General features: G+C 55.4%; 13 protein-coding genes. All 13 read right to left on the bottom strand.

The window, feature by feature from the left end; all coding sequences use genetic code 11:
• Window positions 1-24 precede the first annotated feature (24 nt).
• A complete protein-coding gene (locus tag W02_RS01050) occupies window positions 25-576 on the bottom strand; it encodes a ubiquinol-cytochrome c reductase iron-sulfur subunit (RefSeq protein WP_173043947.1) in 552 nt (183 codons plus the stop codon).
• Entirely contained in the window at window positions 563-937 is a 375-nt protein-coding gene (locus W02_RS21915; RefSeq protein WP_173051315.1) for a DUF333 domain-containing protein, read from the bottom strand. Before W02_RS21915 ends, W02_RS01050 begins: the two co-directional genes overlap by 14 nt.
• 428 nt (window positions 938-1,365) lie before the next feature.
• Window positions 1,366-2,424 (bottom strand): DUF1254 domain-containing protein, encoded by a 1,059-nt coding sequence (locus W02_RS01040; protein ID WP_173043945.1) that lies wholly within the window; start codon window positions 2,422-2,424, stop codon window positions 1,366-1,368.
• A gap of 88 nt (window positions 2,425-2,512) precedes the next feature.
• Window positions 2,513-4,051 (bottom strand): DUF1254 domain-containing protein, encoded by a 1,539-nt coding sequence (locus W02_RS01035; RefSeq protein ID WP_370467995.1) that lies wholly within the window; start codon window positions 4,049-4,051, stop codon window positions 2,513-2,515.
• 233 nt (window positions 4,052-4,284) lie between these two features.
• Window positions 4,285-4,878: an HdeD family acid-resistance protein gene (locus tag W02_RS01030; protein ID WP_173043943.1), complete on the bottom strand. Its 594-nt coding sequence runs from the start codon at window positions 4,876-4,878 to the stop codon at window positions 4,285-4,287.
• A gap of 42 nt (window positions 4,879-4,920) precedes the next feature.
• On the bottom strand, window positions 4,921-5,388 hold the full coding sequence (locus W02_RS01025) for a glycine zipper domain-containing protein (protein ID WP_173043941.1): 468 nt from the start codon (window positions 5,386-5,388) through the stop codon (window positions 4,921-4,923).
• 37 nt (window positions 5,389-5,425) lie between these two features.
• Window positions 5,426-6,016, bottom strand: a complete 591-nt coding sequence (locus W02_RS01020; protein ID WP_173043939.1) for a hypothetical protein — start codon at window positions 6,014-6,016, stop codon at window positions 5,426-5,428.
• 143 nt (window positions 6,017-6,159) lie between these two features.
• Complete coding sequence (locus W02_RS01015) at window positions 6,160-6,597, bottom strand: hypothetical protein (protein WP_173043937.1); 438 nt, start codon at window positions 6,595-6,597, stop codon at window positions 6,160-6,162.
• An 87-nt stretch (window positions 6,598-6,684) separates the two neighbouring features.
• Window positions 6,685-8,124: a patatin-like phospholipase family protein gene (locus tag W02_RS01010; protein ID WP_173043935.1), complete on the bottom strand. Its 1,440-nt coding sequence runs from the start codon at window positions 8,122-8,124 to the stop codon at window positions 6,685-6,687.
• A gap of 186 nt (window positions 8,125-8,310) precedes the next feature.
• The gene (locus W02_RS01005) at window positions 8,311-8,847 is read right to left on the bottom strand and encodes a hypothetical protein (RefSeq protein WP_173043933.1); all 537 of its coding nucleotides are present in this window, start codon (window positions 8,845-8,847) and stop codon (window positions 8,311-8,313) included.
• A 140-nt stretch (window positions 8,848-8,987) separates the two neighbouring features.
• A complete protein-coding gene (locus W02_RS01000) occupies window positions 8,988-10,799 on the bottom strand; it encodes a mechanosensitive ion channel family protein (protein WP_173043931.1) in 1,812 nt (603 codons plus the stop codon).
• 285 nt (window positions 10,800-11,084) lie between these two features.
• Complete coding sequence (locus W02_RS00995) at window positions 11,085-11,939, bottom strand: hypothetical protein (RefSeq protein ID WP_173043929.1); 855 nt, start codon at window positions 11,937-11,939, stop codon at window positions 11,085-11,087.
• A gap of 35 nt (window positions 11,940-11,974) precedes the next feature.
• Window positions 11,975-12,241: a hypothetical protein gene (locus W02_RS00990; RefSeq protein ID WP_173043927.1), complete on the bottom strand. Its 267-nt coding sequence runs from the start codon at window positions 12,239-12,241 to the stop codon at window positions 11,975-11,977.
• Window positions 12,242-12,282 lie beyond the last annotated feature (41 nt).

The raw sequence follows: 12,282 nt of genomic DNA, 5'->3' as shown, positions 1-12,282 counted from the left end.
TGTCCTCTCCGATGCCCTGCCATACTAGATTTCCGTCTGTTCGCGGCTCCCCGATTTGAACTCTTTGTACATCACCAACACACGCCCATTTTCGACTTTTGCCGGAAGGCGGTCGAGCGGCCGCGGGGCAGGGCCGGCAATCACCTGCCCCGAGATGTCATACACACTGCCGTGGCAGGGACATTTGAACTTTTTTTCCTCATCGTTCCACGTATAGCCGCAGCCCAGATGCGTGCACATGGGAGAGAAGACCGTCACGGCGCCATCCGGCTGCTTGACCGCCCAAACGGCTTTATGAATCTTCGACTCGACATAGCCGTCACGGATCGTGGCGACATAATCCAGCGCCTTGGGAATTCCGCCTGTGAGTTCATCTATGGTTCCGACCTCAGACCATTTGGACTCGCGGCGCTTCAGAGTGGGAGAAACCACGTATCCCGCCAGAGGAATCGCAAGACTCAGGCCGATCAAGCCCGCTGCGGCGCGCGTGACCCACTCGAAAAAACTGCGTCGGGTCCCCGTCGGAACAATCAGGTCTCCGGTCTCAGACTTTTCATGCTCATCAGTTGGCATCATTCCCTCTCGCCTTGTCGTTCTTCAACAATTCAGTTGCAAACTCGCTTCTAGTAGGCCGCCGCCTCGCACCTCTTGCCATTCGGCGACTCGCAGACGCCGGTTTCATCCGTGCCCCGCTGTGTTGGGTTACCGGATAACGACCGCCGGTGATGGCGCAATAGCGCCCGGCTGAGGCGGAATACCCGGTCACGTTTACTCCTCCGGTCTGACAATGCACGCGGAACAGTGCCCATTCTTCGCACTGACGATTCTCCTCAAAGACACACACTCCAAATTGTCCATGGCCGTCGATCGGGTCGGCTCGATGAGTCTTCCCTCCGGCTGCACAACGTTGTGACGCCGGATTGCGATCTTGACATATTCACCATCCATTCGCTCCGTGGATCTCGAGTTGTCAGCACGGGCTGCAAGCCTGGTCATTGCCGCCAGGCTCGATATGACGATGATCTGCCGGGAGGGAACCCCCACTGCACTTTTCGCCTTGGGCGCTTGGATGGCCCAGGAAACTGCGCCTTGTTTGAGTCAAGAAACGTACGTCCGACGTTGCCAGGAAAGTAAGAATCTGGACGATGCAATACGCTCGGCGTTCCGTTGCCCGGGCGTACAGCCATACCTTCTCTGATTCCTCTCTCAACATTGGCATACCAATCCCAATTCGTTGATCGCACATCCCACCCTCTCCAAACTCCTCTGCGAGCAGGGAAGTTCCCTAGCTGTTCTGCCATGAAGCCCGGACGAGAGGAACTGTCAGAACTACCAGTCCATTTTGCTTGCACAGGCCGAATGGCCTTACTTCATTGGTTGGGCTTCAGGAAACACCCAGGAACCGGTCAGGATTTCGGGATGTGGCCGGTAGAGTCGCACGATATAATTCCAGCCACGCATAATCGGAAGGCAATTGGCAACCTTTCCGTTGCACCCTCCAAACTGCACGGTCACCGAGCCGTCGATCCGCTTCTTGGACGTGATGCTGTTCAACGAATAGGCGTCATATTTGTTGGCTTCGAAATATCCCCTGGAATTGTAGACACTGATGGACCAAAAGCCGTCAACCGGGACATCCCTGACGGTCAAGGTGTGGACGGTGACTCCGTCATTTCTTTGAGGGGTGACGTTTAGGTAGGCGGCTTCCGTCTCCGGGTTACCGCCCCAGGCGGTGGCCGAGCCGATGAGGTGACGCAACGGAGAGATCTGTTCCTTCGTCCCGAACATTTGCTTCGAGTCTGGAACTGAGGAGCCAAGCACCAACAGCGCATCGCGTATCTTCTTTTGACTGACCGCATCCCAGTAAGGCACCTCGAAATGACCGGCGCCGGCCTGCTCTACCTTGATGGCATCTTGAAGCGCATGCGCCTGCTGTAGGTCTTTCATGTCCATTGCATCCACGAGGATACGAACTGCCACCATGATGTACCGTGTATCGATGTCGTCATGCGACAATGTGTAGCTTCCGGCCTTATAGGCGACGGTTGGCGACAGATGGTCCTCTGTGATCACCTGCATCGACATAAATCGTGCCCCGGCCTCGGGAAGTGTGATTGTGACCGGCCCTGCATCCAGATCAAACACCGCTCCCGAATACAGCGTGTCGCGGTTCATGCGTATTACGTTCTGCTTATCAAGCGGAGTCACGACGCGATTGTGTTTAAATTCGCCGAACCCGTGATCTTTCACAACATTACTGAAATAGAGATCCGATTCAGCCCGGATGAAATTGTCTACCGTGACCGGAACAGGCTTGGGTGGTGGGGCAGGAGTTTGACGAGCGGATTTGGCATGCGCACTGAGCGGTGCCGACACCAAAAAGACGACAAGCGCGAGCAGTACTGCCTTTCGTGTACATCTCATAGTCGTGTCCTCACTTTTCAAAATATTATCCATACGGTTCTCGTGATTCTTTGGTCTTCACTCGTGATTCAGGTTGCCTCCCGGAATTTCATCTATTGGTGAGATCGTGCGCTTCCTTCTCGGACACTTCGGTCGCCGTTATGGATTCAATGTCGCCCGGCTTCCACGATTTATCGAGGGCTGACCCGGTGGGACCATAGAGTCTCAGAATGGCAAAGTATCCCTTGCCCGGTACCGTGGCAAGCCAGTTACTTTCCCTGCCCTCCGGCGCCGTCGGCCCGAGAAACAGATCCGTCGAACCATCATCGTTGGTCATTGGCTTGTCGCGAGAACCTAGGGAAGGAAAGGGTCGGCCATTGGCCAGGCCCGACCCGTTTTCGGCTTCGTAGACAGTCACAGACCAGAAATTGGCTGCCGGAATAGCAGGAGGAAGCCTCAAGCGATACTGTGTTCCTCCGGATAACATGGCGCCCTGGCTATCCACAAACGCGACCATGTACCTGGCTCCTTTCCCAGGTATCTGCGACATCATCCCTGGACTGATCGAATAGTAGTTGGTAAAAAACCAGATCCGCATGTCGAGATCGAGATATCCTTCTTGAGTGCGTTTCCAAGCCAGATCGAATGGGCCTGCCGGTTTGTCGGGCGTACCATCGGCGACCGGATTGAGCCAGCGGCGATCCGGATATATGAGAAATGAGCGCCCGCTTACGACATCTTGAAAGCCAATGACGCGGCTCATCTTGTAGGCGGTCTTGGCAGCCCGATCCAAAATCTCGCGAGCGTGCGCATCCGGGCTAAATGGTTCCCCTTTGACGATTCCAATCGACGCCAGCATGCCCAGCCAATCCTTATCCGCAACGGTTCGATTCTCGCTGTCTATCAGACGCTTGAGTTGATCAAATGCCCGACTGTCAGTGGCCGGCAGCATGTTGACCGGCACGCCGGAGGCATCGGGAAATACCATCCCACCGGCGTCCTCTTTTCTGCCCAATGGATAAATTCTTGATCGTTCGATCAATTCCACGGCCGGGGTCAGATTGTCCGGATCTTGATAAAAGGCCCGCAGAAATATGAACACGTTGTTTGTGGAGGATCGATAGCCGTAATAGCCTTTCGGTACGTGACCCTTGTACCCGGGAGGCAACAGGAGGAATTTTCCTCCCCTTCCCTTGTCAGGGCCGGCCAGTCCGACATCCCCGAAATACTTTCCGCCGTCGGCTGGAATTGGTCGTTGCCAGAAATCGAGCAGGATGCCCTGAAGCTTCGGCGGAGCTTCAAACACGAGCGGACCATCTGCGCCAAGATCCACGTACCCCATCGCGTAGATGACATCGGAGTTCGGAGTTGTGATCAATGTATTGGCATCGAGCCGTCGCTTCCACACGGGCAGAATTTTATAGCCTGATCCGAACGCCTGCTCCGACCCTTCTTTCATGCCGAGTGTATTCAGTAGCGGCAAGGCCCAAAGATAGATCTGAGTTGCGCGTTGAAACAGCACCTCATCGCGAAGGGCCTGTGCCGTCTCAGCTGTGGGACGGTTTTCACTGTACGATAATTCCGCCAATGCATCGAACCGTGATTCGGCATGCGCAGCGCCGACTGCCAGGCAGAGTATGGCAGTCAATACAAGATTGCTGATCTGGTCATTCGGCAATAAGCTTTTCACGAACAGAGAGCCCCGGTTCTAACATATCTACCTAAATCACATATGACATGAACAGAGTGGGTGTCAACGACAAGAATTTATCAGTGGCAGCATCTGAAGGGAACGACTCTGTTGGCGCATCGCAGACACATCCTGACTTTCACGGAGAACCATCACAGGCAAAGATTCGTTGTTCCGATCGCTGGACGATGTCAACCGCTTTGGGCTGCACCGGCATGTCTGTGCTGGTGTCTCCTGTCGTGAAATCTCTTCAACCGGAGCCCGAGCACGATAAGCAATATGCCGAATGCGATCGAATAGATCCCGATCATCCAGGCGACAGCCACGGCACCAGCGCCTGGACTCGCAATCATAAGTACACCGAAGAGCACGGATAAGCCGCCCGACGCGCCAAGTAACCATTCGTTGTCGATTGCCTTGCGCAGACGAATCGCCGCGGCAATTTGGAGTATGCCGATGAACAAAGCCCAGAAGGCAATGAACATCAGGAGGGCCAATGCCGTCATCTCCGGCCAGAGAAACGTCGTAGTCCCGGCACCGACACCCAGAAGCCCAACTAACACCCACGGCCATACCGGGTTGCGTCCCTCACGCCTCCGGTACGCCGCCAATAAGGCAAAGATGCCGTCTGTCAACGCATAGGCGCCGAAACATAGCGTGAGGACCACGAGAGTGACGCCGGGCCAGGCCAAAGCGAGGATGCCGAACGTCACCCCGGCCGCTCCGCGCAAGAACACCCATCCCCAGTTTCCGCTGAGTTGATCCAACATCTGGATATGGTTCATAGGGATATCACTCCCCTATCGAAACGATACGCAACCATCTGCTCAGCTGACCGTGTAGCCTCGTCCGGTCATGCAGGCAGAGAATGCGCGCTTATAGCCGGCGAGGCTGGCTTCATACTTCTCCTCGGCTTTCTGTTGCGCCGCCTCGGCCTGCCGAGCTTGGCCTCTGCGCCTCATCGCGCCGGCTCCTCCACCCACGGCCGCCCCGATGGCCGCACCCTTCCCGGCATCTCCTGCGATCGCTCCGCCGATCGCCCCCAAAGCAGCGCCTCTGGCGGCGCCGCCGACCACTTGACCGTGTTGCTGGGGTGGAGCGGCCTGTTGCACCGTCTGAGTCGGATCAAATCCTGTTTGCTCCTTGCCCCATTTATAACAGGCAAACTCATCCAGTTCTTGCTGATCCTTGCTCTGTCCTTTGCTCGGATAGACAAACACGTCGAGGCCGGCGGTTGCCTCGCCGGCCATCCATGTGCACAACGTCAGGACGATCAGTACATAGCGATATGTCATTATGCCTCCCTGCGGTCGATCGTTGGCTATCGTGGCATCATGGTTGAGATGCGGGCGACTGCCCAGTCGCCGCAGGCTGCTCAATCTGTACCGAAGGTGAGGACGCGGCCTGCTCTCCTTCGGTTTCGGATGCGTTTCGAATCAATGGAACATTGCCCAATATCGCCAGACGAATGACCAGTCCGGCCATATCGTCGAGCTGAACAAATCGCGCCGCCACAATCGGATTCAGCTTCTTGCTGTAAATTTGGAAGTATTTCTGACGTAGTGCCAGATCCGCCTGTTGATTGAGACCAGAGGCTTTGATCAACTTCGTCGCCTCATCACCAGTCAGCGCTCCCTGGCTCTTCACAAACGTGCCGAGCAACCGCAACCGCTTGGCATCAATCTTTTGTTTCTCCTTCTCATATTGATCATAGATGCGCCAGAAAATGTCCCATTGACCCGACTCCAGCTCCATACCCTGCTCGAACACTTCCGAGCGCTGATGCGATAACACATATTGCACCTGTTTGAGATCGACGGAGGGAGTTACGCGAACGACCGTGATGTCTTTGTCTGTCGCGGCGTATGTCTGAACAGAAAGTAGGGCGCACAGGACAATCGTAATGAGGCCTATCGGCTTCATATATACTCCTTTTGCATATGTCTCATGACATAGCCTGCTCAGACTATGCAGGTGGTCTGGCATGAGCTCCTCTGCTCTGCCTGTCGGGGATAGTGATGAAAGCCTAGCCATACGGGAGTCCCCTCTCAGAATGCGTATATCGATCACTTGGCTTTCGTGAATTCGCCATGATACCGGGCGCCAGTCAGCCGATGAGCCGCATCGACGATCAGCACCGGTTTTGATCGATGGCTGAATAAGCTCAGCCGAAGCACACGGATCTCCGTGTCTCCCTTCAATTCGCCACCCTGTGCCTCAAGATGCCCTGTGCCGACGGCCACATCGGACGAACTCTGGCCCACGAACTGATAAGTGCCGTTCTCATGAATCCTCAGCAGAACGGACCCGACAGGCAGAATGTCCTGGGCTTTTGTCACGGTTCCCTCCCAATCACCGATAACCGGCTGGACATCCGTAAGATCCACTTTCGTCCAGCCAGGTTGCCCTTGATGAGACCCTCCGCCGCATCCGGAGAGGAACACAACGAAGACTAGAAACGAGAAGATTGCCCCCACTCGTCGCGAAAAGTGATGTTCCGTCATAGACTCCACCTGGCCCCCCATGGTCACTGCGCCGTTCCGCTTCAGTGTGAACTGAACCGGCCGCCCCTGCCACCAGACCGGACGCTTTCAGTTCGCAAGAGGCATTTTGTCCGCCTGAATGTTCGACTCCTCCAACGGCGGCGCCTCGATATCCTGCATGAGACGCTGAAATTCCTTGTTATTGCGAATGAGTTTTGTGGCCCCCAGTACAAGCTTGTCGATCTGCGGATCCGTCAAGTACAGGGTCGTCGGAATCTTCATCAGATCGATCCGCTCGTCGGGATCTTCGACTTCATTCAAACTCGCGTCGATGAAGTAAATATCGCCATCCGATGCAAACGGGCTGTCTGGAGTTCGAGGCTTCAGCCTCAGCTCGTCGCGCCATTTGTCGATGCCCATTTTAATGAGTGTGGTCGTATCGAATGAATACCGATTGATGGGGATATCGACCAACGACCCCATGGCCTTGGAAATCACGGGAATGTGATCGCTTCGAAAATCGACCACGTCAGGGGATGTCTCGGCATTGACCGAAATCACGACGAATTTCTTGATGTTTTTCACGCCGGCAGCTATGAGCAACTTTTCGAATCCACCCGAAAGGCCGCTTCCCTCGATCAGGCCCCGCAGAGCAAGGTTGTCGGACAATCCGCCGTCGAGCAAATGAATGTAGGGTCGCTTTTGCGAATCCGTGTACGAAAGCAATTCATTGGCGCGCTGTGCGCCGATCCTGCCCCCCCGTTTGGCTTTCTCCAGATAGGCAGGAATCTCGTAGCTGCATTGATTGGCGTAATTCTTGAGGGAAATCGGACTCAGTATGAGCGGCAACGCAGCGGATGCCGCCGATGCATAGGCAATGGGCAATTCACCGAGGTCCGAACAAAGAAAGTCGAACTGAAACTGCGTGAACTCGAATCGCGACAACGTGGCCATATCAGACGCATGAATGATCAGGAGGGGTCGCTGGTGCAAGGCAGCCAGGTCTGCATAGGTCTTATGATCGAACAAGGCTTCGTCGAGCAGCTCGGACATCAGATGTGCCCGGCCAAAATACGGGGACCAGAGTCTGAACCAGTTGCTTGGAGACTTGAACACCCTCTCCTTGAGCTCGGTTTCCCAATCCTTCCGAAGAAAGCGGTATTCGAAATCATGAAAGATCTGGTCACGATTCAAGACATAGTACGCGCCGGTAAAAGTTCCACCGGACAGGGCGTGTATCACATCAAGCTCATCGAGCAGGCGTTTTCGTTTGCCTTCCCAAATGATCTCCTGATGAGCCAGTTCCCGAAGCACCCCGAAGGCCAACGTCGATGCACGTGTTCCTCCGCCTGAAAACGCAGCGACGATCAGCATGCTGTCAGAATTCTCGGCCTCAGGAGGCGCCAGACCGATAAACCGGTAGCCACCGTTGGGCACCCATTGCCTCAGCGGGGCGTTCAAGGTCGGCCGGACGTATTCGCATCCGAGTTGGAATGTCAGCAGCAAAACCAGACACCACGTCCCTGTGCGCCTCATGAGTCCTTCCATGCTTCTCCTTTGGGATTTCTACCCGCTAGTTGTGCCATGAAGGCGAGGGGCGAGGAACTGTCAAAACTGACAGGTCTCGCTTGCCATGACTCTTGCGGAAGAGCTTCACCGTGCGTCTTCACATTCCATGGTCATGAATCATCGGCCGGCGCCTTCCGCCGCTCCGGTCTTCCGAGACTGTTCAGATCAATGAACCAATGGTATCTGACGCGCCAATTCAAATTTCAACAGTGACCGGATCTTGGTCTCAATTTGCATGTACCGCGCGACCTTGGTTTCCGGCAGTTCCCGGGTCAGTTTTTCGGCATAGGTGTGTTTCAAGGCCACTTCGGCCTCATCGACAGCAAGCGCCTCGTCGAGCAAATGCTTTGCCGTGGTATCGGGTAAAGGTCCCTTTTGATAGGCATCGGCATATTCCGCGATGGTCCGGCCAAGCCGTTGATTGATTTGCTGCAACTCCTGCTGATACGAATCATACAACGGCCAGAACTTCGCCGCTTCGGCCTCCGTGAGATTCATGTTCGTGGCGACCAGCAGCTTCTTGTCTGCCTTGATCTTGCTTAACAGAATGTCAGCGTTCGTGGTCCCGGAGCCGGCCTGACTTGTAGCCGGAACCGCGGATGGAGCATTCGATCGACCGGGCCCGGGCGCAGGCGCCGGTTCTGACGCGCACCCTTGCACAGAGACAAGCCCCAGCATGATCGCCGCAATGATCATTCGCATGACGTTCCTCCTTGTTTGTATTTCTCGCCGTCGTGTTCGTCCGCCCGTTGCATTGACGATGACCACCATTGCCTGCCCACCGAACCGAAGCACTTCCTCCTACCGGCATAACTGACAGAAGATCGAACGTTCGCTCACGGTCATCCTTTGGCCGGAGCATACTGCGGCGATCCCTCCGGGGGATATGCCAACGACCCTTTGATCTCCGCGATGGTCTCGTTAGGAAAATTCGGCAAATAGAGTTTTCGTTCGGCCTTCCATTGCTTGACTTCGCGAGCGACCGCTTTGGCCCGCTCGTCATCGAACGGCTTTCCTGGAATCGAGTACTCGACTTGTGAAGGAAAGGCGAAGTCGGATCCGGCCGCCGCAATGATGTCCATGACACGCAGATTCAAATCCTCCGCCACTTCCAACGATTCGTCATAGGTCGTGACGCCCATGTAGGCGAAGACTTCGATGTCCAGCGAGTACTCACCGAAGTTCTTAAAACGCACGTGCATCGGTTCGGACAAGACTTTTGGATGTGCGTAAAGCATTTTGCGAACTTCGACCAGGATGTAGCGGATCTGATCAGGGGTGGTTTCATAACGCAACTGCAGCATCGGGTGATACCAGAACCGGTCGCGCATCGAATAATTGTTCAGATGCATGTTCGCAAACTCGGCGTTGGGCACTGTGATCACGGTCCGTTCCAGTGTCCGGATCTTGGTTGCGCGCAGACCGATTTCTTCCACTGTTCCTATCTCGGAACCGAAGCTGCAGAAATCCCCAACCTTGACCGGCCTGGCTGAGAACAATGTCACGGCGCCAAAAATGTTCTCGAGGCTCTTCTGAGAAGCCAATGCGACGGCCACGCCACTGATGCTCAGTCCGGCCAGCAAGGTCGTCACTTTGTAGCCTGCGTTGTCCAACCACAGAAGGACTGCACCGGCCAACGCCATGAACTTGACCAACCGAGACAACGGCACGAGCAGCACCCGTGATCCTGCGAGACCCTTTCGATCCAGATTGGAACCGGCCCGTTGCGCAACAAAATCAATGATACGCATGAGGAGCCATGCCAACCCAAACACCTGAACCGTCCGACTCTGCCCCAACGCACGAGTGGCCACGGTCGTACCGATCATTTCCATGGCGTTCCTACCGATCACCGTCCAGAGCAGCAGCGTGACGGGCCCTCTGAATAGCCGGTTGAATTGCTCGGCGAGATTCTTGTTGAAGCGGTCAATGACCTGAATGATCAACCAGGTTATCGACATGGCCACGGGATAGAGTGCCGCTCCGACAATGATGAAAATTACCCACAGCCACAGATGGATCCCGAGAACCGACACGTCAAAAAGCCAGGCCGGAAAGATTTTCTCAAGCGGACCATACCCGAAGAGATGATAGAGTTCCGGAATTTCTGCCACGGTCACACCCGAAAACTTCCAGATGTACACGCCATCGCCTCGCGGCACGCGTTGGAGGAGCAGATCGTAGGTTCTGGCCTCTGTTCCAACGTGGCCAAGACGATCGCGCACCACCGGAAGGTTGTCGTCCCCCTCGCCTTCAGGATTGGTGCTGAGGGTTTCCAAATCAATCCACAGTGTGCGATCCAGGACGATTCGTAACTTCCTGGCCAACTCCGGCCCCTGACTCTCGCTCATGTCCGGGGGAAGATTGCGAAGATCCAGATACTCGGCCGCCTGCGCATAGTTCCTCGCCCTTACGGACAGCAGATAGCCGCGAACGGCTGATCGGGGTGTGCCCCGGCCCAAAGGATCCTCAGGCACGCCGTGCGCAATGTCATTCGCCGTGGCTGACTCTGATGGCCGCTGCTCGAGTAGATCTTTCAGCGTCGGTTGCCTTACGCCTTCCTCTGCCAGAAGAGGCAGCACCCAGATTGCCCCGGGCACGACGAGCCAGAAGCCAATCGTCGCAAAACACAGCATTCGAATCATGCTTCGCATGGAATCCCTCCTTCGTTATCCTTGGGCAACGTTCGTCGTCGGGAAGGTCGGGTCTCGGGATGGCAAGGGAGGAACTGGTGACTTGTTGGACGTGACACAAGAATACGGGCACGAACAGCGCCGAGCGCTAGTTGATCGCCGGCCGATGTCCGACATTCAGAAATACAAGGCGTCGCAGACGTACAGAATGTTCCAATCGTTTCGATTCTCCAACCTCGTTACCGCCGCAGCAGACAGCCCTTTCAGGAGAGACACAGAGCGGATGAATAATCATTCGTTACGTTGCTAGAAGGCATAGAGACTTGCGTACACATATGCGAGATTGTAACTGAAGTCGATGTTGAACCCCTGGTTGCCGTCTCCTCGCAGACTGGCCTGCAAACGGTCGTACGCCGCTCCTAATGCGAAATGTTTAAACAGCCGGTACTCCAAGCCGGCGTAGAATTCAAACATCGCCCCCGTATATTTATTGATGCTCAGATAGAAGAAGTCGTATCGGCTTTGAAACGCCAATCTGGGCGTGATGTTGTAGTTTGCAACGAACCCGATGGACGGGAGTGGCAGCGTGATCTGCTCATTCACGAGTGTGGTGTTATTGACGACGCCGTTGATCGTGCCTTGTGCGGCAAAGTTGAACGTGGTCCGCATCATGTACAGCCCCGGCGATACGCCCAGTTCCACTTTGTCGTTCCGGTAAAAAGAATAGTTGTACAGCAACCGGTACGTGTTCAAACTCAGCGAGGTCTGGGTCGCCGCACCGGCTGCAACGATGTTGTCTCGGATTTGTATTTGCTGATTGAGGGCCTTCTCTCCGCCCAATCCCACGCGATACCACGAAAATCCGAGAGCATGACGATCATTGAATCGATAGAGCGTATCGACTCGGAAGGCATCGGTGCTGCTTCTTCCACCCAGCGTATTTGTGAAGTCGACCGTGGTGCCAAGACCCAGGACCGGGCCGGCCACTCCGGCATTGACGGTCGCCCCGAACACATAGGCCCACCCGCCGCGGACCATCAACTTCTCCGGCAGGGGGGGATCTCCCGTTTCTTCGGCCTGAACCATCGGTGACAAGAAGAAGGAACCGAGTAAGAGACCGACAAGGAACAGATATCCCATTATGGTTATTCGTCGATCCATTGCGTCCCCTGCTTCACCAGATAGCCTGCGTCACATTACTTCTGAACAGGCGGTGGCGGCGGTTTGAGAGCAGCTTCATATTCATCCGACGAAATCTGCTTGACCTCGGACGAATGCAGGGTCACCGTGCTTCCGCTTTTGTCGTCCTTGATCTTGACGGCCCCGCCACGGGTATCATCAATTTTCGTGGTGTAGTAGGTCTTGCCGGAGGCCGGATCCGTGACGCGGTAGTAGCTGGTACAGCCCACGGTGGCCACTGCCAACCCCGCGATCATCAACGCTGCCATGACATGTGTGCGCATAATACCTCCTCCTAATGACTGAGTTCCTCCCGATTGGGGGG

This window comes from Nitrospira sp. KM1, from assembly GCF_011405515.1.
GTDB lineage: Bacteria > Nitrospirota > Nitrospiria > Nitrospirales > Nitrospiraceae > Nitrospira_C.
Note: the sequence above shows the minus strand (reverse complement) of the source record. Positions and strands in the feature narration are given on the sequence as shown.